The organism is Streptomyces sp. JB150 (assembly GCF_011193355.1).
Taxonomy (GTDB): Bacteria; Actinomycetota; Actinomycetes; order Streptomycetales; family Streptomycetaceae; genus Streptomyces.
Map to the genome: position 1 here is coordinate 1,064,727 of NZ_CP049780.1, position 22,436 is coordinate 1,087,162.

Below are 22,436 nucleotides of genomic sequence, written 5' to 3' on the forward strand. Positions count from 1 at the left end.
GAGAGCGCCAATGCAGGGGACCCAGCAGACGCCGTCACCGCCCGCCGCCTACACCCCCACCGACCGCACCGTCCCCACGCGCTCCGCCGACCGCGCCTCGTACGACAGGGAGTTGGTGCACGCGATACTCGACGAGGGCTACGTCTGCCACCTCGGCTTCGTCCGCGACGGCGCCCCGGTGGTGCTCCCCACGCTCTACGGCCGCGTCGGCGAGCGGCTCTACGTGCACGGCTCCACCGGTTCGCGTCCGCTGAGGATGACCGGCAAGGCCGACCCGGGCCTTCCCGTCTGTCTCACGGTCACCCATGTCGACGCGCTCATCCTCGCCCGCTCGGCGTTCCACCACTCGATCAACTACCGCTCGGTGGTGGTGCACGGCATCGCCCACGACGTGACCGACGCGGACGAGAAGCGCGAAGCCCTGGACGCCCTCGTGAACCACGTGGTGCCGGGCCGGGCGGCCGACTCCCGCCCCGCCAACAGGAAGGAACTCGCCGCCACCGCCGTCATCCGCCTCGACCTCGACGAGGTCTCCGCCAAGCTGCGCACCGGCGGAGTGAACGACGAGCCCGAGGACCTCACCCTCCCGCACTGGGCGGGTGTCGTCCCCCTCCGCAAGGGCTACGACACCCCGGTCGGCGACCCCGCCCTGACCCCGGGCACACCACTGCCGGAGTACCTCGCGGCGCTGTGACGCGGCTGGGAGGGGGCGGTGGACGCCGAGCGGAATCGATCTCCCGACTGGGTGCGGTTCCACGCCGGGTGGGAAGCGGTCCGGCAGGGGCGGCTCACCGGCCGAGGGCGCGCTGGGCGTGCAGTACGGCAGCCGCGGGGTGGACGGTACGGCAGCCGCAGGCGGACGCACGGACGGCCGGGTGCGAGCCGAAGTCCGCGCGGACGATCAGGTGCCGGCCGGATTTCTGCGCGGACGGTCAGATGCGAGCCGAAGCCCCGCTCGAGTGTCCCGGCGCCAGACAGTCCTCCGCGCGGACGCCCCGGCGTCAGACAGTCCTTTGCGCGGACGGCTCCCGCTCCGCCTCCGGCCCGCCGCTCGCCACCGGCTGCGGGCCGCTCTTCGCGGGCGCCGAGGACTGCGCGATGAACGCGCCCGCCAGCACCATCGCACCGCCGGCCAGCTGCGGGGCGGACAGGTGCTCACCGAGCAGGACCCAGGCCAGCACGGTCGCGACGACCGCCTCAAGGCAGGCCACGACACCCGCGACCGGCGGAGACAGCCGCCGGACGGCCACCACACCGGTGACGTAGGCGACGACCGTGGCGACGAGCACGATCCAGCCGAGCAGCACCCAGGCCGCGACCGGGGTGCCGTCCATGCGCGCGGTGCCGCTCAGCACCGACCAGTCCATGCCCCAGGGCCGCGCCACGACGGTCAGCACGGCGGCGCCGACGAGCAGGCCGTAGGCGATGACGCCGAGCGGGTCGGGCGCGTCCTCTCCGGAGTCGCTGCCCTGGTCGGACAGGACGAAGTAGCCGACCTGGCAGCAGGCGGCGCCGAGCGCGAGCAGCAGGCCGAGCGCGTCGAAGCCGAGCCCCGCCCACACCTCCACGACACAGGCCAGCCCGCCGACCGCGAGCACCACCCCGAGCGCGGCGGCCCGGGTGACCGGCCGCCGCTGCACGAACCGCACCCAGCCGAGGACGAGAGCCGGCGCCAGGTACTCCACGAGCAGCGCGACCCCGACCGGGATGCGGGAGATCGCGGCAAAGTAGCAGGCCTGGACGCCTGCCACGGCGAGCAGTCCGAAACCCGCGAGCAACGCGGGGCGGCGGCGCAGCAGTGCCCGGTGCCGCACGGCGAGCGGCAGCATCACCAGGGCGGCGCCGGCCACGCGGAGCCACACCACGTGCAGCGGCTCGAGTCCGGCCTCGATCAGCGGCTTGGCCGCGACTCCGGACCCGCCGAACGCGACGGCCGAGACGAGCGCGAGACCGAGCCCGAGGCCCCTCCCGCGGCTGCCGTGACTGCTCTCAGACGTGTGCACCGGCACATGATGGCAGGCGATGACATGAGCGTCACCCTCGATGACACCTGTCTCAACCGCTGGACGCGGGCGCGCCGTCGGGCCCACCCACCGGCCGGTCGTCCATCGGCCGGTCACCCGTCGGCCGGTCACCCACGGGCCGGTCGTCGAGCCGCGCCCGCAGCCCCACCACGTCCACCCCGGCCCGCCGCAGCACCTCGACCGCCCGCGCCCCGGGATCGGCGACGATCCCCGCGAGGAGATCGGTCCCGCACGCCCGGCCGTCACCGCGCCCCACGGCCCGCCCGCAGGCGTGCGCCAGCGCCGCCACGGCGACCGGCGACCAGCCGGCCGGGCCGGGGACCGCGGGCGCGGCGCCGGAGTCCTCGACACTGCCCTGCCAGCGCAGGCCGTAGCCGATGCTGCGCTGCACCAGATAGCCGAGGAGCCGGGCGAGCTGCGGCCCGCCGTCGAGGAGGGCGCGCACCTCGGGGTCGTACTCCAGCAGCGAGTGGAGCAGATGCGCGGTGTCGGTCTGCCGGTCCCCGTCCCGCACGGCCCGGCGGCGGGCAGCGGTGAGCACCGAGGCCAGCTCGGCGCCGAAGCCGGCATCGTCGTCCACGTGGTGGGTGCCCTGGTCGTGGCCGGGCCGCCGGAGATTACGGGGTCGCACATCCCCCACCCCATCAGTCGCCGGGGATCGGGACATCCTCGGCGGGATGCATTTGTGCGTCCCACACAGAGCGGACATCACCGGCCGGCATCTCCTCCCTACGGATGAGATCACGCCGTATCCGTTCCAGGGGCGCGCGCCGCCTTGCCGTGCGCCGGGAGGTCAGTCCTCGTCGGCGAGGATCAGATACAGCTTCTTGCGGGCGTCGTTGACGACCCCCAGCGCCTTCTCGCGCTGCTCGGGCGTGCCGGTCTTCCAGACCTGGGAGAAGGCCTCCATCAGACCGATCCCGGCCTGGCGGACGTCGTTCAGCGCCTCCCAGTCGATCCCGCGCGAGGCCTCTTCCCAGGGGGCGTCGGGGCCCTCCTCGGCCGCCGCGCGGCCCGCCTCGGTGAGCGAGAACAGCTTCTTGCCGCCCTCGGTCTCACTGGAGATCAAGCCCTCGTCCTCCAGCAGCTGCAGGGTGGGGTAGACCGAGCCGGGGCTCGGCTTCCACGCGCCGCCGCTGCGCTCGGCGATCTCCTGGATCATCTCGTAGCCGTGCATCGGCCGGTCCTTCAGCAGGGCCAGGATCGAGGCGCGTACGTCACCTCGCCGTGCCCTGCCGCGCGGTCCCCCGCGCCCTCGCGGACCCCAGGGGCCCGCACCGAAGCCCGGCCCGCCGAAACCGGGGCCACCCGGCCCGAAGGGACCGAAGGCGGCGCGCCGCCCCTCGGACCCGCCACCGAGCCCGGCACCGAATCCACCGAAACCTCCGAAACCACCTCGGCCGTGACGGCCGGGACCACCGTGTCCACGCTCGAATTCGTGGGTACGCATGGCGATCACTCCATTCAATCGTCGATCCCTCATGATCATTCTCTGATCTGTCGCGTATCGTTCGCGATGCTTCAACGATATATCGGTACAGTCGGTACGACAACCCCCGAGCCGGCACGACAAGCCCTCCGCCCGATGCGGTCCCGCGCAAATCGGTCCAGCACTCCCCGATTGGCCTTGGTCCGCGGCTCCACCGGCCCCTAGCGTCACCACCATGCGCATTCGAATCGTCGACGCCTTCACCGACCGCCCCTTCGCCGGCAACCCGGCCGGAGTGCTGCTCCTCGACACCTTCCCGGACGACGCCTGGCTGCAGAACGTGGCCATGGAGGTCAACCACGCGGAGACGGCCTTCGCGCACCGCCTGCCCGAGGGCGGGGAGGCCGACTGGGCACTGCGCTGGTTCACCCCGGTCGCCGAGGTCGACCTGTGCGGCCACGCCACCCTGGCAACCGCCCATGTGCTCGCCACCACCGGCGCCCACGAAGGCCGAGTGCGCTTCGCCACCCGCAGCGGCGTCCTGATCGCCACTCCCCACGAGGACGGCTCGATCACCCTGGACTTCCCGACCGCCCCGCTCAGCCCCGCCGAGATCCCGGACGGGGTCGCCGGCGCCCTGGGCGCCGAGCCGCGCGCCGCCTTCGACACCGGGCCGCACGTGGGCGACCTGCTGCTCGAACTCGCCGACGAGAAGACGGTGCTCGCCCTGGAGCCCGACCACAGGGCGCTCGCCGCGTACTCCCGCCGCGGCGTCATCGCGACCGCCCGCGCAGACGATCCGTCCCGCGGCTACGACTTCGTCTCCCGCTGCTTCTTCCCCAGCCTCGGCATCGACGAGGACCCGGTGACCGGCAGCGCCCACACCGCGCTGGCCCCGTTCTGGTCCGAGCGCCTCGGCCGCCCCGCCCTCACCGGCCTGCAGGCCTCGCCGCGCTCCGGCCGGGTCCACGTCGAACTGCGCGGCGACCGCACCCTGCTCGGCGGCCACGCGGTCACCGTGATCGAGGGCGACCTGCACGCCTGAGCGACACCGAGCGGCGCCGGCCGCCGTGGCCGACCGCCTGACCGGCGGCCGCAGCTCAGGCGGTCGGCCACCGTCGCTCAAGCGGTCGGCAACATCCGCGAAGACGATCGCCGGCAGCCGCGCAGGCAGCCGGCCACCGCCGCTCAGGCGGTCGGCAGCCAGTCCACCTTGCCCGCCAGCAGCGCGTAGCCCACGAACGCCCCGATGTCGAGCAGCGAGTGCGCCACCACCAGGGGGCCCACCCGCCCCCAGCGCCGGTACAGGTGGACGAAGACGACGCCCATCACCAGGTTCCCGATGAACCCGCCGATCCCCTGATAGAGGTGGTACGAGCCGCGCAGCAGCGCGCTGCCCATCAGCGCGCTCCCGGGCGACCACCCCAACCGGCTCAGCCGGCGCAGCAGGTAGCCGACGACGATGACCTCTTCCAGTACGGCGTTCTGCACCGCCGAGAGGATCAGCACCGGGTACTTCCACCACACGTCCGGCAGCGCCTCGGGCACCACGGTCAGGTTGAAACCGAGGCCCCGCGCGGCGAGGTAGAAGGCGATGCCCGTACTGCCGATCACGGCGGCGATCGCCGCACCGCGCCCGAGGTCGGGCCAGGGCCGGGTGCGGTCGAAGCCGAGGGTGCGCAGGCTCTCCCCCTCGCGCAGCAGGAAGTGCGCGACGAGGGCGACGGGCACCAGCGCGGTCGTGATGCCGAACAGCTGCCAGGCCAGGTCGAGCCACGGGCGGCCGGGCGCGGCCGAGGCGTTCAGGGTGGCTGCCTGATCCTTGAGGCCGCCCGGCCGCGTCACCGAGCCGATGAAGCTGATCAGCGCGGAGACTCCGCTGGCACCCAGTGACAGGGCCAGCACCAGTACCGTCTCGTCCCGCAGCACCCGCCGCCGCGGCCGCTCCGCCGACGAGGCCCCCGCCACCGCACCCGCCTCGCCCTGCACCCTGCCTCCCGATGCCTCACGGCCCGCCCTCCGGCCGTGGCGGATCCGAGACAGAGCTTACGAACCAGGCGCCCTCCGGTTCACCGGCCCCCTCGTGCGACACCGCCGCCCGTGGGCACCGGCTCCGGCAGCCCCACCGGCCACAGGTGCACCGGGTCGCCCGCACGCATGAGTTCGGCGTACCGCCGGGTCGTCGCGGCCAGCGCGGCCGGCCGCGACAGCCCCGCCTCCAGCGCCTGGTGGAACGTGGCGACCTGCCAGGACGCCCCGTTGACCCGCCGGCGGCACCGCTCCTCGATCACCCCGAGGTACAGATCCCGGTCCGCCGGTTCGACGCCCCACGCGTCCAGCCCCGCCTCGGCCAGCGGGAGCAGTTCGTCGCGGACGAGGCTCACCGCGTCGACCTCGGCCAGCCCGCCGTTGCGTCCGCGCGGCCACTCGAACCGCGCGTCGATGCCGTACCGGCAGGCCGCGTCGAAGTTGGCGGCGGCCGTCTCGAAGGGCAGCCGGGTCCACAGCGGCTTGGCCTCCTCGGCCAGGGCCCGGACCAGGCCGTAGTAGAAGGCCGCGTTCGCCACGACGTCCGTCACGGTCGGCCCGGCCGGCAGCACCCGGTTCTCCACCCGCAGATGCGGCATGCCGTCGGCGACGTCGTACACCGGCCGGTTCCAGCGGTAGACCGTGCCGTTGTGCAGCACCAGCTCGGACAGGGCCGGTATGCCGCCCGCGTCCAGGACGTCCAGCGGTTCCTCGTCGTCACAGATCGGCAGCAGCGCCGGGAAGTAGCGCAGGTTCTCCTCGAACAGGTCGTACGCCGAGGAGATCCACCGCTCCCCGAACCAGGTCCGCGGCCGCACCCCCTGCGCCTGCAGCTCGGGCGGGCGGGTGTCGGTGGACTGCTGGAACAGCGGCGGCCGGGACTCGCGCCACAGCTCCCGGCCGAACAGGAAGGGCGAGTTGGCACCTACGGCTATCTGCGCGGCCGACGCCGCCTGCGCGGCGTTCCACACGTCGGCGAACCGGTCCGGAGTGACCTGCAGATGCAGCTGCACCGAGGTGCAGGCGGCCTCCGGCGTGATGGACCGCGCGGTGCAGACCAGGTGCTCCACACCCTCGATGTCGAGCGTGAAGTCCTCTCCGCGCGCGGCCACGATCTGATCGTTCAGCAGCGTGTAGCGGTCGACGTCGGAGAGGTTCGAGGAGACCAGATCGTCGCGTTCCAGGGTCGGCAGAATGCCGATCATCACGATTCCCGCGTCCACCTCACCGGCTTTCCGGTGCGCATACGCCAGCGAGGTGCGCAGTTCCTCGGCCAGCCGGTCGAATACCCGCCCACCGAGCCGGTGGGGAGTGACGTTGACCTCCAGATTGAACATGGCGAGTTCCGTTTGGAAATCCCGGCTGGCGATCCTTTCGAGTACTTGACCGTTCAGCATTCTCGGCATGCCGTCGGCGCCCGCGAGATTCAGCTCGATCTCCAGACCCATCAGATTCTTGGGCCGGTCGAACCTCTTCTCCTCCAAGAGCCGCTCCAGGCCCCTGAGGCACTTGTGGAGCTTGTCGCGATACCGCTGCCGATCGGACAGGTCGAACGCGCCTGCCACGACCTTCTCCCCCATCGAAGCGTCCCTCCTTCGGTGGGCGGGCCGGGCGCTCCGGCCGCCGGTGTCCGGGTCAGGGGGGATGATGCCCCGCCAAAGCGATCCATAACGTGCCCGGCCGACGCCCCGGAGGGTTACTCTGGTCCCATCGGTCGGCGGTGATCGACGGCACATTCCGCGGGCACGACGCAGCGGGCAATTCCCCGCGCGTGCCCCCTCGTGAAATACGCCGACGACAAACAGCCGACCGCGCCCCGGGCTGCTACCGAGGTCAGCACCGCGCAGTCGGCTCGGAATCGGGATGATTCCCCGCGTTCCGGCGGGGCCTCACCGGCTGAATGACTTCTTGCCAAGGTGCCCCGGAACAGCTAGACGAAACACCGAGTGAACATCTGTCGTATAAACTCCGCGAACAAGGCAGAGAAGGTTGGCGCCCGGTCGCCGGAGCCTGTCGTCGGCACTCCACGGCAGCCCTCACCCACACACCTGTGAGCAGACCCTGGCCCCCGCCTCTCTGACCTCGTGAGCTGACAGCGCCGTCCGCCCCCACCCCCTCGCTGCACCGTGCCTGTCGAATGAGAGGCGACCCACCATGCCGCTGCATGTCCCCCCGGCTCCCGCGCCCGCACTTCGCTCCGTCCTCACGGCACTCGGTTCCCCCACCGCGGTCCGCGAGGCGCGAACCCCCTCGCTGCTCAGCGCCCAGGGTCCCGTCACCCCCGAGCTGCCGCTGCCGGTACACGTACTGGACAGCGTCAGCGCCAAGGGCGTCCCCGCCACCCGGCTGGCCGGCTGGCGCTTCCTGATCCGCTCCGGCGAACGCGCCGTGGCCGCGGCGGAGACCATGCTGACGCCCGACGGCTGGGCGTTCTCGCACTTCTTCGAGGGGCCGTACATCCGGTCCACCGAGCAGGCACTGCACCAGGCCGAGACCACGCTGACCCAGGCGTACCAGCCGCGGCTGCTGTCCGTGCCGCGCCTCTACATGCTCACGCTGTGGCTGCACGGGGACTGCGCCACGGACGGCACCACCGGCGTGCCCGCGGCCACCGATCTGCTGGTCCCGCTGGCACCGGCCCCGCCCGGGATCGCCGCGCATCGCCCGCACCGGGTCGCCGACCTGCTTCCGGTGCTGACCCTCCGCACCACGCCGCCGCCCTTGCTGGGCTCGCCCGCCTGACGGACCCACCACGGCCGTCGCCCGTACCCCGCCACGCGACCGTGTGGCGGGGTACGCGCGTGCGCCGCCGCCGCGTACCAGGGCATGGGCGTTCGCCACACCCCCCGCCCGAACTAGCCCCGGACCAGCCCCCGACTAGCCCCTTCCGGCCCCCGAGAACCATCCAAAAGGACAGTGGGGTCGGGCTGAACCGTCCGCGCGGGTGACGCGTCATGAACCTGTGAGAAGCGGTGCTGCGAAATCCCTGCGGATCGACGCCCGTAGGGCAACACTGGGTTCGACCGACACATCGCATACGGGGGCGGCCATGAACACGACAGAGCGAGAGATCCCTTCCATGTGCCAGCACCAGCCACCGTGCCCGACAGCCGACTCCGCCGACCGGGAATCCGCCCGTCTCGTGGCGCACCACCCGGAGCAGGGATGGAGCCTGCTGTGCAACGGCGTCGTGCTCTTCGAGGACACCGGTGAGCTGCTGCCGGACGGCCAGGTCATCGCCCCGCACCGGCCTGCGGACACCGGCCGGGTGATGACGGCCGCCTGAGCGCCACCGCACCGAAGGGGCCGGCCCACGGACCGGCCCCCACGCATGCCGGCACCGGTCAGCTCCTCGCCTCGTAGGCGAACCAGTCGAACGCCGCCCGCCCCTCGGTGACGTACATGCCGATCACTCGCCCGGTGAACCCGCCGGCCACCTCGGTGGACAGATACCGCCCGTCCAGCTCCGCCAGCCGCACGACCTGACCGGGACCGCGGCGCGGCTCCCCGCCGGGCCCACCGCCCGCACCCTGGCGCGGTCCGCTGCCGGGCTCCCCACCTGGGTTGTCGCCCCGAGGATGCCCGCCTGGCGCATCGCCCGGTCCCCCGGCCGCCCCCGCGCCCGGCCCGCCCTCCGCCCCCACGCCCGGTCCGCCGCCCTGCCCCGCACTCGATACGCCGCCCGTATCCCCGTCGGGCGCCTCACCCGGGCTGCCGCCCACAGGCCCGACCGGTGCGTCGGGCTGCCCGCCCCCCGGCACCTCGACCGAGAAGACGAGCGTGTCCGGCCCGCCCGCCCGCACGCCGAGGGTCATCGGGTCATCGCCGGGCCGCACGGCCGTCGGCGGGCGGACGTCGCTCGTGCGGATGTCCACGGCGAGGACGACCGGCCCCGGCGGGACCGGATGCTCGGCGAGGCACTGACGCACCGGCCCGATCCGGGCGATCACGCGCGCCGCTCCCCCGACCATCTCAAGGGCGTAGTGGTGGGCCTCGTCCATCCGGACCGCGAGTCCGGCCCGCCCGGTCCCCGGGTCCAGCCGTACGGCGGCCCGGCAGTCGTGATGCTGCTGGCGCCGGCCGACGAAGGTGTGGCCGGGGCGGTCCAGGCTGTCCCCGGTCGCGGTCAGGGTCAGCCAGCCGGGCCGCTCGGTCAGCGACCAGGAGCCCTCCGGGCGGCCGTGCGGGGAGATCCAGTGCGGGGCGAGGTCCGTGCCCTCGAAGTCGTCCCGTGCCGGGTCGGCCGTCGCCGCCCTCTGCCCCGCCCCCGCCGGCCGCCAGGCCGCGGGCGCCGGCTGCCGCTCGCGCACGGGTGCGGTCCGGGGCCAGCCGTCGGCCCACTCGACCGGGACGAGGAACGTCTCGCGGCCCAGGACGTGGTACTCCGGGAAGAAGCCGCGCGGCCGGGTGCCGAGGAGCACCATCCACCAGCTGCCGTCGGCCGCCTGGACCAGATCGGCGTGCCCCGTGCACTGGACGGGCTCGCGGCTGCCGCTGTGGGTCAGGACCGGGTTGTGCGGCGCGGGCTCGTACGGGCCCAGGGGGCTGCGGGCGCGGGCGACGGACACGGAGTGGCCGCGTGCCGTGCCGCCCTCGGCGACCAGCAGATACCACCACTCCCCGATCCGGTACAGGTGCGGCCCCTCCGGGTCCCGCTTGCCCGAGCCGGACCACACCGGCACCGGCTCCTGCAGCACCTTCCCCGTGGCCGGGTCGATCCGGGCGACACCGACGCCCGCCAGGGCGACCCAGCAGGTGCCGTCGTCGTCCCAGGCCAGGTCGGGGTCGATGCCGGGCAGGTCGATCCACACCGGGTCGGACCAGGGGCCCTCGGGCCGCTCGCTGGTGACGAGGAAGTTGCCGCCACCGCCGACGTTGGTGGTGATGACGTGGAACCGCCCGTCGTGGTGGCGGATCGTCGGGGCGTAGATCCCGCCCGACGCCGGCACGTCCGGCGGCAGCGGCAGTTGCTCCGGCCGGTCCAGGACGTTGCCGATCCGGCGCCAGTGCACCAGGTCCCGGCTGTGGAAGACGGGTATGCCGGGGAAGTACTCGAAGCTGGAACAGACCAGGTAGTAGTCCTCGCCGACCCGGCACACACTGGGGTCGGGGTGGAAACCGGCGAGGACCGGGTTCTCGTAAGTCCGCATGCGTCACAGCCCTTCGTGAGTCATCCCGAGCCTGCGACACCGGCGACGCAGGTAAACCCGCGTCAAGAAACCCCTTTCCGCCCGTCAGCGTCCCGTCAAGCCGCCCCCCGCGGCCGGTGCGGCTCCCTAGCGTCGACCCCATGAAGCCCCCCGACGGCACGCGGCCCGGCCTGCCCCGGTTACCGGAGCGGCACCCGGGCCCCACGGCGTACGACCGCCAGTGGACACGGCAGCTGCACGGCGCGCTGGGCTCCGCCGCCGTACTGCTCGCAGGCCTGACCCTCGTCGACTGGGCCGCCGCCACCCTCAGCCCCTGGCGCGGCGCCCTCTGGCTGACCCTGGCCGTGCTGCTCTTCCTGGTGCTGTGCCCGCCGCGCGTCGCGGCCGGTACCGGCTGGCTGGAGACACGGTTCCTGCTGCGCACCCACCGGGTGCGCACCGATCTGCTGGTCTCCGTGCGGTGCTGCGAGGGCATCGCCCAGCGCCTGGTCCTGCGCGACGCGCTCGGCGCCCGGGTGGAACTCGACCCCCGGGTCCTCGTCGCCAACCCCGACCTGTGGCGCCGCCTCGACGAGGACGCCCACCGCGCGCGGAGCGCGGGCGCGCTGCTGTGCGGCCGTACCGCGCTCGACCGCCTCGGCCGCCGGATCGACCGCGAGACCGCCCTCGCCGTGTTCCGGGTGTCGGGTCTGGAAGACCCCTGAGACCGCCCGCCCTATCGTGACCTGCATGCACTCCTACACGATCGGTCAGGCCGCGCGGCTGCTCGGCGTCAGCCCCGACACCGCCCGCCGCTGGGCGGACGCGGGCCGGGTGGCGACCCACCGCGACGCGTCCGGACGCCGGCTCATCGACGGCCGGGACCTCGCCGCCTTCTCGGTCGAACTCGCCCAAGCCGGCCACGCCGAGGAGGACACCCCCTACACCTCGGCCCGCAACGCCTTCCCCGGCATCGTGACCGCGATCAAGCTCGGTGACGTCGCCGCCCAGGTCGAGATCCAGGCGGGCCCGCACCGCCTGGTCTCCCTGCTCACCCGGGAGGCCGTCGAGGAACTGGGCCTGGAGGTCGGCATGGAGGCCACCGCCCGGGTGAAGTCGACGAATGTCCATATCGACCGCAGCTGAGAGCCCACACGCCCCGTACGAACGCACATGCGTGCCCAGACCCGGGTGCCCGCTCGCTCATGCGATGCTCCAGCAGACGTCACCCTCGCATCTGCGGCAATATGATCGGCGTCAGCCCGCAGTTGCCCGAGGAGTGGACCATGACGACCCGTACCGCCCGCCGGGCCCTGCGCATCGCCGCCGCCGGCGCGGGCGCCATGGCACTGCTCACGCTGAGCGCCTGCTCCGCGTCCTCCTCGCCGTCCTCGTCCTCGTCCTCCTCCGGTGACACGGCCGCCGATACCCCGGTGGCCCCGAAGCTCTCCGGCACGGTCACCGTCTTCGCCGCCGCCTCCCTCAAGGAGAGCTTCGCGAAGCTGGGCGATAGGTTCGAGCGGCGGCACCCCGGCACCGAGGTCACCTTCAGCTTCGGCGGCAGCGACAGCCTCGCCGCGGGCATCACCAACGGCGCCCCCGCCGACGTCTTCGCCGCCGCGAGCCCGAAGACCATGTCCCTGGTGACGGACGAGGAGGGCACGGCCGGCAAGCCGGTCACCTTCGTGCGCAACCAGCTGGAGATCGCCACCCTGCCGGGCAACCCCGACGGGATCGCCTCGCTCAAGGACCTCACCGAGTCCGGTGTGAAGGTCGTCCTGTGCGACAAGGAGGTGCCCTGCGGGGCAGCCGCGCAGAAGGCCCTCGCCGCAGCCAAGGTCGACCTGGAGCCCGTCTCCTACGAACAGGACGTCAAGGGCGCCCTGACCAAGGTGGAGCTGAAGGAGGCCGACGCGGCGCTCGTGTACCGGACGGACGTCCGGGCCGCCGGGGACAAGGTGGACGGTGTGGACTTCCCCGAGTCGGCCGACGCCGTCAACGACTACCCGATCGCCCTGCTCAAGGACGCGCCGAACAGCACGGCCGCCAAGGCCTTCATCGAGCTGGTCCGAAGCGCCGAGGGCCGCGAGGTGCTGACCGGGGCCGGGTTCCTCACGCCATGAGCCCCGGGAGCCGGGCGGGCGGGCCGCCTCGTACGCGCACCGGGGGCGCCCGCGTGGTGCCCCTGCCGCTGCTGCTGCCCGCCCTCATGGGCCTTGCGTTCCTGCTGGTCCCGCTGCTCGCCCTGCTCGTGCGCACCCCCTGGAGCAGCCTGCCCGACCAACTGACCAGCCCCGGGGTGTGGGAGGCGCTGCGGCTGTCCCTGATCTGCGCCACGGCCGCGACCGCGCTCAGCCTGGTCCTCGGGGTGCCCCTGGCGTGGCTGCTGGCCCGCACCGAGTTCCCCGGCCGCGGCCTGGTCCGGGCCCTGGTGACCCTGCCGCTCGTGCTGCCGCCCGTGGTGGGCGGTGTCGCCCTGCTGCTCGCGCTCGGCCGCAACGGCGTCGTGGGCCGGTGGCTGGACGCGTGGTTCGGCATCACCCTGCCGTTCACCACGGCGGGCGTCGTCCTCGCGGAGACCTTCGTCGCCATGCCCTTCCTGGTCATCAGCGTGGAGGGCACCCTGCGCGCCGCCGACCGGCGCTACGAGGAGGCCGCCACGACCCTCGGCGCCTCCCGGTTCACCGCCTTCCGCCGGGTCACCCTGCCGCTGATCGCCCCCGGCGTCGCGGCGGGCGCCGTCCTCGCCTGGGCCCGCGCCCTCGGCGAGTTCGGCGCGACGATCACCTTCGCGGGCAACTTCCCCGGCCGCACCCAGACCATGCCGCTCGCCGTCTACCTGGCCCTCCAGAACGACCCCGCCGCCGCCATCGCCCTCAGCCTGGTCCTCCTCGCCGTCTCCATCGCGGTCCTGGCGGGCCTGCGGGACCGCTGGATGAGAACCACATGACCCCCATGACAGAGCACGACGCACCGAGGACCAGCACGCCGGACAACGGCCTGGACGCCCACCTGGTCGTCGACCGCCGCTCCTTCCGCCTGGACATCTCCCTCGCCGCCGCCCCCGGCGACGTCGTCGCCCTCCTCGGCCCGAACGGCGCGGGCAAGACCACCGCGCTGCGCGCCCTCGCCGGGCTGACCCCGCTCACCGGCGGCCACCTCCGCCTGGACGGCGTCGCCCTGGACCGCACGCCGCCGGAGTTTCGCCCGGTCGGCGTGGTCTTCCAGGACTACCTGCTCTTCCCTCATCTGACGGCGCTCGACAACGTGGCGTTCGGCCCGCGCTGCCGGGGCGCGAGCAAGGCGGAGGCCCGCGCACAGGCCGCCGCCTGGCTGGAGCGCATGGGCCTCGCGGAGCACGCGCGCGCCAGACCGCGCCGCCTCTCCGGCGGCCAGGCCCAGCGCGTCGCCCTCGCCCGCGCCCTGGCCACCCGCCCGCGGCTGCTGCTCCTGGACGAACCGCTGGCCGCCCTGGACGCCCGTACCCGCCTGGACGTACGGGCGCAGCTGCGCCACCACCTGGCCGGTTTCGAGGCGGTCGCCGTCCTGGTCACCCACGACCCGCTGGACGCCATGGTGCTGGCCGACCGGCTGGTGGTCGTGGAGCACGGCCGGGTCGTCCAGGAGGGCACCCCGGCCGAGATCGCCCGCCGTCCCCGCACCGACTACGTCGCCCAGCTGGTCGGCCTGAACCTCTACAAGGGCACCGCCGACGGACACACCGTCCGCCTCGACGCGGGCCCCGCCATCACCACCACCGAAGACCTCCGCGGCCCGGTCTTCGTCGCCTTCCCGCCGGGAGCGGTCACCCTCTACCGCGACCGCCCCACGGGCTCCAGCGCCCGCAACCTGTGGCGCTGCGCGGTCACCGGCCTGGAGACGCACGGCGACCAGATCCGCGCCGCCCTCACCGGCGAGCTACCCCTGGTCGCCGACCTGACCACGGTCGCCGCCGCCGAACTGGACCTCCACGCGGGCGCCGAGGTCTGGGCCACCGTCAAGGCCACCCAGACACACGCCTACCCGGCCTGAAAGCCGCGGGGGCAGATAGGTCCGCGAGGTCGGCGATGCCCCGGAGCGGCCCCAGAACGCGCGAGGGCCCCGCCCCGGCCTGTCCGGACCGGAGCGGGGCCCCACGCACCTCATCGGGGGGTGCGGGCGGGATCAGTCCTCGTACGCGTCCAGCGGCGGGCACGAGCAGACCAGGTTCCGGTCACCGAACGCCTGGTCGATCCGGCGCACCGGCGGCCAGTACTTGTCGGCGACGGAGACTCCGCCCGGGAAGACGGCCTCCTCGCGGCTGTACGCGTGCTCCCAGGTCCCGCCGAGCGCGCCCGCGGTGTGCGGCGCGTTCCGCAGCGGGTTGTCGTCCGCGGGCCACGCACCGGAGCCGACCTTCTCGATCTCCGCGCGGATGGCGATCATCGCGTCGCAGAACCGGTCCAGCTCGGCCAGGTCCTCGGACTCGGTCGGCTCGATCATCAGCGTGCCGGCCACCGGGAAGGACATCGTCGGCGCGTGGAAGCCGTAGTCGATGAGCCGCTTGGCGACGTCGTCGACGCTCACGCCGGTCGCCTTGGTGATCGGACGCAGGTCGATGATGCACTCGTGCGCGACCAGGCCGCCGGGGCCGGTGTAGAGCACCGGGTAGTGCGGCTCCAGGCGCTTGGCGATGTAGTTGGCGCTGAGCACGGCCACCTGCGTGGCCCGCTTCAGACCCTCGCCGCCCATCAGGCGGACGTACGCCCACGAGATCGGCAGGATGCCCGCGGAGCCCCACGGCGCGGCCGAGACCGGGCCGACGCCCGTCTCGGGGCCGGCGGCCGGCTGGAGCGGGTGGTTCGGCAGGTACGGCGCCAGGTGCTCGCGCACGGCCACCGGGCCGACGCCGGGACCGCCGCCGCCGTGCGGGATGCAGAAGGTCTTGTGCAGGTTCAGGTGCGAGACGTCGCCGCCGAAGTGACCCGGCTTGGCGAGGCCGACCAGCGCGTTCAGGTTGGCACCGTCGACGTACACCTGGCCGCCGGCCTCGTGGACCCGCGCGCAGATGTCGGAGACGTGCTCCTCGAACACCCCGTGCGTCGACGGGTACGTGATCATGAGCACCGCCAGTTCGTCGCGGTACTGCTCGATCTTGGCGCGCAGGTCGTCGACGTCGATCTCGCCGTCCTCGGCGGTCTTGACGACCACGACCTTCATCCCGGCCATGACGGCGCTCGCGGCGTTCGTGCCGTGCGCGGAGGACGGGATCAGGCACACGGTGCGCTGCTCGTCGCCGTTGGCCCGGTGGTAGCCGCGTACGGCCAGCAGACCGGCCAGCTCGCCCTGCGAACCGGCGTTCGGCTGGAGCGACACCTTGTCGTAGCCGGTGACCTCGGCGAGACGTTCCTCCAGCTCGCGGATGAGCGTGAGGTAGCCCTCCGCCTGCTCGGCGGGCGCGAACGGGTGCAGCTGGCCGAACTCCGGCCAGGTGACCGGCTCCATCTCCGTGGTCGCGTTGAGCTTCATGGTGCAGGAGCCCAGCGGGATCATGCCGCGGTCGAGCGCGTAGTCCCGGTCGGCGAGCCGGCGCAGGTAGCGCAGCATGGCCGTCTCGGAGCGGTGCTGGTGGAAGACCGGGTGGGTGAGGAAGTCGTCGGTGCGCAGCAGCCCGCCCGGCAGGGCGTCCTCGGTGGCCGCGTCCAGCGCCTCGATGCCGCCCTCGACGCCGAAGGCGCTCCACACGGCGGCCAGCTGGGCGCGGGTGGTGGTCTCGTCGCAGGCGATCGACACCCGGTCGGCGTCCACGAGGCGCAGGTTGACGCCGTTCTCGCGGGCGGCGGCCACGACCTCGGCGGCCCGGCCCGGCACCCGCGCGGTGACCGTGTCGAAGAAGGAGCCGTGGACGACCTCGACCCCGCCGTCGCGCAGGCCCGCGGCCAGCAGCGACGCGTACCGGTGGGTGCGCCGCGCGATGCCCTTCAGGCCCTCCGGGCCGTGGTAGACGGCGTACATCCCGGCCATCACGGCGAGCAGCACCTGCGCGGTGCAGATGTTGCTGGTCGCCTTCTCACGGCGGATGTGCTGCTCACGGGTCTGCAGCGCGAGGCGGTACGCCTTGTTGCCATCGGCGTCCACGGACACGCCCACCAGCCGTCCGGGCAGGCTGCGCGCCATCTTCTCCTGGACGGCCATGTAACCGGCGTGCGGGCCGCCGAAGCCCATGGGCACACCGAACCGCTGCGTCGTGCCGACGGCGATGTCCGCGCCCAGCTCACCGGGCGACTTCAGCAGCGTCAGCGCCAGCAGGTCGGCGGCGACGGTGACCAGCGCGCCCCGCTCGTGCGCCTGGTCGATGACGGGCTTGATGTCCCGTACGGCACCGGAGGCGCCGGGGTACTGGACGAGGACGCCGTTGATCTCCCGCCCGTCCAGCTCGGCCGGGATGCCCTCGGAGAGGTCCGCGACGACGACCTCCACGCCGGTCGGCTCGGCGCGGGTCTGGATCACGGCGATGGTCTGCGGCAGCGCGTCCGCGTCGACCAGGAACAGACCCTTCTTGTTCTTGCCCATGCGCCGGGACAGCGCCATCGCCTCGGCGGCGGCCGTGCCCTCGTCGAGCAGCGAGGCACCGGAGGTCGGCAGGCCGGTGAGGTCGGCGACCATGGTCTGGAAGTTCAGCAGCGCCTCGAGCCGCCCCTGGGAGATCTCCGGCTGGTAGGGCGTGTACGCCGTGTACCAGGCCGGGTTCTCCATCACGTTGCGCAGGATGACGGGCGGCGTGAACGTGCCGTAGTAGCCGAGCCCGATCATGGAGTCGAGGACCTGGTTGCGGTCGGCCAGCTCGCGCAGCTCCGCCAGCACCTCGGCCTCGGAGCGCGCGCCCGGCAGGTCCAGGGCGTCGGCGTTCTTGATCACATCCGGGACCGCGGCGGCGGTGAGCTCGTCCAGCGAGCCGTAGCCGACCTGCGCGAGCATCTTGGCCCGAGCCTCCTGGTCGGGCCCGATGTGGCGCTGCTCGAAGGGAATGCCCTGCTCGAGCTCGGAGAGCGGAATGCGATGGGCGGTCATTGCGGAGGCCTCCTGGTCTGACGCGACCTTCGAGGGACACCACGGCGCGGGTGTCCCGACGGCCTCCCCCTCTGTCATCTCAACCTGAGAGCTTCACCGGATCGCCCCAGGGGGATCCGGCTTTCACCGTCGGTGAGAGCGGAAGCCGTCGACACCCGCCCTGCTTTCCAGAGTGACCTCGTCCGTGCGGTACGTGGGCCTGAGAGATTCCGGGGAGGATTTGCTCCTTCGGCGCCTCCGAGCGAACCGGAGGACTCTCCCGCACGGGGTCAGCAGCCGTTGTCAGCGTACCAGCGAGGTCAACGCCCAGGCGTTCGAGTGGCCGCGTGACCCAAAGTGCTCTTTCGTAGTGCTATCGGATGAGGTGCGACCACGTGGAGGGCCCGTGCAGACCGACATCGATCCGCGCAACCTGATCGGCCGCAAGGCGTTCGACCGCAACGGCACCAAGATCGGCACCATCGACGAGGTCTACCTCGACGACGCGACCGGCGTCCCGGAGTGGGCGGCCATACGGACCGGCCTGTTCAGCAGGGACGCCTTCGTCCCGCTGGAGCCCAGCGAGCTGATCGAGGGCAGCCTCCACGTGCCCTTCGACCGCGCCCTGATCAAGGACGCCCCCGACTTCGGCGTGGGCCGCCACCTCTCCCCCGAGCAGGAACTCCAGCTCTACCACCACTACGGCCTCGACCTGGCGCCCCCGCCGGCCCTGCCCGACCGCGACTTCGGCAAGGTGGCGGGCACGGACGAGACCTGAAGACCCCGGGGTGAGCGGCCGGGGCAGGGCCGAACCGGGCACCCACCGGCTTCACCCACCGAGCCCGCTCGCCCACCACAGCCCCGACCGCTCACCCCGGGCACCCTCCGCACGCCCTCGCTCAGCTCTCACGGCCCTGCCGGCCCCCGCCCATCTCTCACGCGGCTCCGGAGCACCACGCGGCCGGCCCTCACCCGGGCACCACCCGCGCCCCGTCCCCCGCGGCCGCCTCTCCCCCGGGTCTTCGCGCGACCAGCGGCAACGGCTCGGCCGGCTCCAGCGCCGGATCGTCGGTCCGGAACGTCCGCACCCGCCCCGGCTCCGAGTCAGGAGTCTCGAACCGCACGGTCACCCTCCCCAGCCCGCTGCCCTGCACCCAGCCGTGTCCGTACTCGGCGTGCCGCACGTCGTGCCCCGCCGGCCACCGCCGCTCGGCCTGCTCCGCCTCCGCCGGCGCCTGCTCCTCGGTCGCCTCCTCCACAGGTCCGTCCTCCCGCTCCCCCGCCGCCTGAGCGAACAGATCCTCCTGCGTGTAGTCGGCGAGACCGGTGACCCCGACCCCCAGCAGCCGTACGCCGCCCGTGGTGTCCACCGACTCCAGCAGCCGCGCCGCGGCCTCCCGCACCACCGCCGGGTCGTCCGTGGGCCCGCGCAGCGTCTCCGACCGGGTCAGCGTGGAGAAGTCGTACCGCCGCACCTTCAGCACGATGGTCCGCCCCGACAGCCCCGCGCCCCGCAGCCGCCGCACACACCGGTCCGCCAGCCGCCGCACCTCCAGTCCCACCCGGAGCCGGTCGTGGATGTCCACGTCGTAGGTGTCCTCGACCGACACCGACTTGGCCTCCCGCTCGGCCACCACCGGCCGGTCGTCCCGCGCCAGCGCCATCGCGTGGAGCGCGTGCCCGTGCGCCTTGCCCAGCAGCCGCACCAGCTCGTCCTCGCCCGCCTCGGCCAGCTCACCGACCGTGGTGATGCCGGCTCGCCGCAGGTGGTCGCCCGTGGCCGGCCCCACCCCCGGCAGCGTGCGCACCGACATCGGCTCCAGCAGCGCCCGCTCCGTGCCCGGCGGGATCAGCACCAGTCCGTCGGGCTTGGCCTGCTCGGAGGCGATCTTCGCGAGCATCTTGGAGGCCGCCAGCCCCACCGACCCGGTCAGGCCGGTCACCTCCCGGATGCCGGCGCGCAGCCTCGCCCCGGCCAGCCGCGCCGACTCCTCGTCCCAGGCCGCGCCCCCGGCCTCCAGATCGACGAACGCCTCGTCCAGGCTCAGCGGCTCCACCAGTGGCGACAGCGACCGCAGCAGCCCCATCACCTGCTCGCTGATCGACCGGTAGAACTGGAAGCGCGGCACCACATACGCGGCGTTCGGCGCCAGCCGCCGCGCCTGCGCCATCGGCATCGCCGAGTGCACCCCGAAGACCCGGGCCTCGTACGAGGCGGTGGCCACCACCCCTCGTGGCCCCAGCCCGCCCACGATGACGGCCTTCCCGCGCAGGCTCGGCTTCGACGCCTGCTCCACCGAGGCGAAGAAGGCGTCCATGTCGAGATGCAGGATCGTCGGCGCGGTTCTCACATCTCCGATGCTGCACCACACCACTGACAATGCGGCCACGCGGCCACGTCACCGGCCGGCCACCACACCGCGCGGACCGCGTCCGCGCCGGGAAACCGCTTCACTCCCCGCAACGGACAGCCCCGTCTCAGGGCGCCACAGAGCGCGGCCCTCTCAGACCGCGCGGTTGCGCCGCCGCGCCAGCTCGTCGGCCGGATTGTGCCCGACCAGCGTCTCCCCCGTGTCGACGCGCTCACCGTGCAGCTGGGACAGCGCGTTCTCGACGTCCCGCCACACCACGCCGACCGCGATCCCGAAGATTCCCTGACCGCCCTGGAGCAGTGCGTGGACCTCGTCGGGCGAGGTGCACTCGTACACCGTCGCGCCGTCGCTCATCAGCGTCATACGCTCAAGATCACGGAAACCGCGTTCCCTGAGATGCTGAACGGCGGTGCGGATGTTCTGCAACGACACCCCGGTGTCGAGGAACCGCTTGACGATCTTCAGGACCACGACGTCCCGGAAGCTGTACAACCGCTGCGTCCCCGACCCGTAGGCGGGCCGCACGCTCGGTTCGACCAGGCCCGTGCGCGCCCAGTAGTCCAGTTGCCGGTAGGTGATGCCCGCCGCCGCGCAGGCCGTCGGACCTCGGTAGCCGACCTCCTCGGTCGCATCGGACGCCGCCCCTCCGTCGCCGGGTACAGCCACCGGCCGCGGCGCAGCGTGACCGGCCGCCCGCCCAAGCGGGTACGGACCGCTCTCCGCCGGACTGCGTCCGGTGGCACCCCCAGCCGTACCGTCGCCGCTGCTTCTCACGCCGACCTCCGTCCTTGACCTGCCTTCTCGACGGTAGGCAGTCACCAAGGGTGCGTCAACGATCGCCACACTCGGCACGCCGAGTGATAATCACCCTAAGAGTGGTTTCCCGTACCCCACCGCGGGGAAAGGCTAGCCGAATGCTCTCGGCAGAGGCCGCAGGACGCTCTCAGGCGCCGCCGGCACATGCCCGCGGCGCGCTGCACGAAGGGGCGGTCCGGCCGCCGAGGCCCGCCGGACCATTCCGCCTCACTGGTTGCTGGTGCCGAAGTCCTCGGGCGAGATCTGGTCGAGGAACTCGCGGAACTTCTCCACCTCGTCCTCCTGCTCGTCCGGGATCGCGATACCGGCGTCGTCCAGCACCCCGTCACTGCCGTAGATCGGCGTTCCGGTGCGCAGGGCCAGCGCTATGGCATCGGACGGACGGGCGCTCACCTCGACCCCGCTGGCGAAAACCAGCTCCGCGTAGAAAACGCCTTCCCGCAGATCCGTGATGCGGACTTCGGTGAGCTCCTGGCCGACGGCCTCCAGCACGTCCTTGAACAGGTCGTGGGTCAGCGGTCGCGCGGGGGCCATGCCCTGCTGGGCGAAGGCGATCGCCGTCGCCTCCCCCGGCCCGATCCAGATGGGGAGGTAGCGGTCGCCTCCCACTTCGCGCAGGAGCACGATCGGTTGGTTGGAGGGCATCTCGACCCGGACACCTACGACATCGAGCTCGTTCACACAGCAACCCTAGGCCGTGCTCGGGACGTTTGGGTAGTCGGGTCGGCATCAGGCGCCCGATCCGGCCGCCCACGCCCCCTGCGACCCGCCGCCCGCGCATCCTCGGACCCGCCGCCCGCGGCCCCTGGGGACCTGTCGCGCGCGTCCTCGAGAAGGCCAGCTCAGGGCAGCCGCACCCCGAGCGCGGTCTGCACGAGCGCCGCGTGCAGCTTCACCACGAGCCCCGCCAGCTCCTTGGTGCGGGCCTCCGCGAGCGTTCTGGTCTGCGGGTTGCGGTGTCGTTTCAGCGGGGCCACGACCTGGTCCACCAGCCCGGCCTCCCGCTCCGCCGCGGCCTTCATCGACCGCAGGTGCCGCGGCTCGATCCCGAACCGCCCCAGCTCGGCGACCAGCGTCGCCACGGTGACGCACTCCGCGTCGTACACACCCTCCGCGACCGCCGTGATCAGCCCGTACGCCTCCCACTCGGCGAGCTGCCCCTCGTCGATCCCGGCGGCGGCCAGCAACTCGGCGCGCCCGATCCGGGCTGCCGTGGGTCCCTCGGCCGGATCCGGCACCGCCTCGCCGTCGCGCTGCCGGCCGAGTGTGGGAAGGCGCACCTCCTCGCCGCGCTCCAGCGCGTCCAGGTGCTCACGGATCACCTTGAGGGGCAGATAGTGGTCCCGCTGCATCCTCAGGACATGGCCGAGACGCTCCACGTCACCGGCGCTGAACTTGCGGTACCCCGAGGGGGTCCGCTGCGGCTCGATCAGCCCCTCCGACTCCAGGAAACGGATCTTGGAGATGGTGACCTCGGGAAACTCCTCGCGCAGCACGTTCAGCACCGTGCCGATGCTCATCAGCCCAGTGTCCGCGGCGGCGGTACCGGTCCCGGCACCGCCGCTCGGTGTTTGACGCATGGACCTTCCCTGGGTTCCCCCCGGACTGC

The 22,436-nt window shown here is 73.0% G+C and carries 21 protein-coding genes and 1 riboswitch; of the genes, 10 read left to right on the forward strand and 11 right to left on the reverse strand.

The window, feature by feature from the left end; all coding sequences use genetic code 11:
• Window positions 1-10 precede the first annotated feature (10 nt).
• Complete coding sequence (locus G7Z13_RS05170; RefSeq protein WP_165996476.1) at window positions 11-694, forward strand: pyridoxamine 5'-phosphate oxidase family protein; 684 nt, start codon at window positions 11-13, stop codon at window positions 692-694.
• A gap of 307 nt (window positions 695-1,001) precedes the next feature.
• Here the strand turns inward: G7Z13_RS05170 and G7Z13_RS05175 are convergent, their stop codons facing one another.
• From G7Z13_RS05175 to G7Z13_RS05185, 3 genes are all read right to left on the reverse strand, one after another.
• Window positions 1,002-2,009, reverse strand: a complete 1,008-nt coding sequence (locus G7Z13_RS05175) for an EamA family transporter (RefSeq protein WP_165996478.1) — start codon at window positions 2,007-2,009, stop codon at window positions 1,002-1,004.
• A gap of 46 nt (window positions 2,010-2,055) precedes the next feature.
• A complete protein-coding gene (locus G7Z13_RS05180; protein ID WP_240926122.1) occupies window positions 2,056-2,655 on the reverse strand; it encodes a Clp protease N-terminal domain-containing protein in 600 nt (199 codons plus the stop codon).
• A 162-nt stretch (window positions 2,656-2,817) separates the two neighbouring features.
• Complete coding sequence (locus G7Z13_RS05185; protein ID WP_165996480.1) at window positions 2,818-3,474, reverse strand: PadR family transcriptional regulator; 657 nt, start codon at window positions 3,472-3,474, stop codon at window positions 2,818-2,820.
• A gap of 214 nt (window positions 3,475-3,688) precedes the next feature.
• Here G7Z13_RS05185 and G7Z13_RS05190 point away from each other — a divergent pair, with 214 nt between their 5' ends.
• The gene (locus tag G7Z13_RS05190) at window positions 3,689-4,498 is read left to right on the forward strand and encodes a PhzF family phenazine biosynthesis protein (RefSeq protein ID WP_165996482.1); all 810 of its coding nucleotides are present in this window, start codon (window positions 3,689-3,691) and stop codon (window positions 4,496-4,498) included.
• A gap of 143 nt (window positions 4,499-4,641) precedes the next feature.
• Here the strand turns inward: G7Z13_RS05190 and G7Z13_RS05195 are convergent, their stop codons facing one another.
• Window positions 4,642-5,421: a type II CAAX endopeptidase family protein gene (locus G7Z13_RS05195; RefSeq protein ID WP_240926464.1), complete on the reverse strand. Its 780-nt coding sequence runs from the start codon at window positions 5,419-5,421 to the stop codon at window positions 4,642-4,644.
• A gap of 101 nt (window positions 5,422-5,522) precedes the next feature.
• On the reverse strand, window positions 5,523-7,061 hold the full coding sequence (locus tag G7Z13_RS05200; RefSeq protein WP_165996485.1) for a glutamate-cysteine ligase family protein: 1,539 nt from the start codon (window positions 7,059-7,061) through the stop codon (window positions 5,523-5,525).
• Window positions 7,062-7,635: 574 nt separating this feature from the next.
• Here G7Z13_RS05200 and G7Z13_RS05205 point away from each other — a divergent pair.
• Together G7Z13_RS05205 and G7Z13_RS05210 are read left to right on the forward strand one after the other, a co-directional pair.
• Window positions 7,636-8,223: a hypothetical protein gene (locus G7Z13_RS05205; RefSeq protein ID WP_165996487.1), complete on the forward strand. Its 588-nt coding sequence runs from the start codon at window positions 7,636-7,638 to the stop codon at window positions 8,221-8,223.
• Between the two features lie 337 nt (window positions 8,224-8,560).
• The gene (locus G7Z13_RS05210; RefSeq protein WP_166004634.1) at window positions 8,561-8,767 is read left to right on the forward strand and encodes a DUF5999 family protein; all 207 of its coding nucleotides are present in this window, start codon (window positions 8,561-8,563) and stop codon (window positions 8,765-8,767) included.
• A 58-nt stretch (window positions 8,768-8,825) separates the two neighbouring features.
• On the opposite strand, the gene G7Z13_RS05220 is transcribed toward G7Z13_RS05210, so the two are convergent.
• The gene (locus G7Z13_RS05220) at window positions 8,826-10,631 is read right to left on the reverse strand and encodes a glycoside hydrolase family 43 protein (RefSeq protein WP_240926123.1); all 1,806 of its coding nucleotides are present in this window, start codon (window positions 10,629-10,631) and stop codon (window positions 8,826-8,828) included.
• Between the two features lie 140 nt (window positions 10,632-10,771).
• Here G7Z13_RS05220 and G7Z13_RS05225 point away from each other — a divergent pair, with 140 nt between their 5' ends.
• The 5 genes from G7Z13_RS05225 to G7Z13_RS05245 all read left to right on the forward strand — a co-directional run bounded on the left by G7Z13_RS05225 (window position 10,772) and on the right by G7Z13_RS05245 (window position 14,642).
• Entirely contained in the window at window positions 10,772-11,335 is a 564-nt protein-coding gene (locus G7Z13_RS05225) for a hypothetical protein (RefSeq protein WP_240926124.1), read from the forward strand.
• Window positions 11,336-11,360: 25 nt separating this feature from the next.
• Complete coding sequence (locus G7Z13_RS05230) at window positions 11,361-11,756, forward strand: helix-turn-helix transcriptional regulator (protein ID WP_206313008.1); 396 nt, start codon at window positions 11,361-11,363, stop codon at window positions 11,754-11,756.
• A 140-nt stretch (window positions 11,757-11,896) separates the two neighbouring features.
• Window positions 11,897-12,733, forward strand: coding sequence for a molybdate ABC transporter substrate-binding protein (gene modA / locus G7Z13_RS05235; protein WP_165996490.1), 837 nt, complete (start codon window positions 11,897-11,899; stop codon window positions 12,731-12,733).
• On the forward strand, window positions 12,730-13,560 hold the full coding sequence (gene modB / locus G7Z13_RS05240; RefSeq protein WP_165996492.1) for a molybdate ABC transporter permease subunit: 831 nt from the start codon (window positions 12,730-12,732) through the stop codon (window positions 13,558-13,560). Before modA ends, modB begins: the two co-directional genes overlap by 4 nt.
• 5 nt (window positions 13,561-13,565) lie before the next feature.
• Window positions 13,566-14,642 carry an ABC transporter ATP-binding protein gene (locus G7Z13_RS05245; RefSeq protein WP_166004665.1) on the forward strand — a complete coding sequence of 359 codons (1,077 nt, stop codon included), beginning with the start codon at window positions 13,566-13,568 and terminating at the stop codon, window positions 14,640-14,642.
• A gap of 132 nt (window positions 14,643-14,774) precedes the next feature.
• Here G7Z13_RS05245 and gcvP read toward each other — a convergent pair whose 3' ends face one another.
• Window positions 14,775-17,660 (reverse strand): aminomethyl-transferring glycine dehydrogenase, encoded by a 2,886-nt coding sequence (gene gcvP / locus G7Z13_RS05250; protein WP_165996495.1) that lies wholly within the window; start codon window positions 17,658-17,660, stop codon window positions 14,775-14,777.
• Window positions 17,661-17,837: 177 nt separating this feature from the next.
• Window positions 17,838-17,932, reverse strand: a riboswitch (glycine riboswitch).
• Between the two features lie 113 nt (window positions 17,933-18,045).
• Here gcvP and G7Z13_RS05255 point away from each other — a divergent pair.
• Window positions 18,046-18,417, forward strand: a complete 372-nt coding sequence (locus G7Z13_RS05255) for a PRC-barrel domain-containing protein (RefSeq protein WP_165996497.1) — start codon at window positions 18,046-18,048, stop codon at window positions 18,415-18,417.
• A 190-nt stretch (window positions 18,418-18,607) separates the two neighbouring features.
• On the opposite strand, the gene G7Z13_RS05260 is transcribed toward G7Z13_RS05255, so the two are convergent.
• The 4 genes from G7Z13_RS05260 to G7Z13_RS05275 form a co-directional block, all read right to left on the reverse strand.
• Window positions 18,608-19,990 (reverse strand): DNA polymerase IV, encoded by a 1,383-nt coding sequence (locus G7Z13_RS05260; RefSeq protein ID WP_165996499.1) that lies wholly within the window; start codon window positions 19,988-19,990, stop codon window positions 18,608-18,610.
• 153 nt (window positions 19,991-20,143) lie between these two features.
• Window positions 20,144-20,830, reverse strand: a complete 687-nt coding sequence (locus G7Z13_RS05265) for a MerR family transcriptional regulator (RefSeq protein ID WP_166004667.1) — start codon at window positions 20,828-20,830, stop codon at window positions 20,144-20,146.
• Between the two features lie 204 nt (window positions 20,831-21,034).
• Window positions 21,035-21,508 carry a bifunctional nuclease family protein gene (locus tag G7Z13_RS05270; RefSeq protein ID WP_067026588.1) on the reverse strand — a complete coding sequence of 158 codons (474 nt, stop codon included), beginning with the start codon at window positions 21,506-21,508 and terminating at the stop codon, window positions 21,035-21,037.
• 161 nt (window positions 21,509-21,669) lie between these two features.
• Complete coding sequence (locus tag G7Z13_RS05275; RefSeq protein ID WP_165996501.1) at window positions 21,670-22,407, reverse strand: MerR family transcriptional regulator; 738 nt, start codon at window positions 22,405-22,407, stop codon at window positions 21,670-21,672.
• Window positions 22,408-22,436 lie beyond the last annotated feature (29 nt).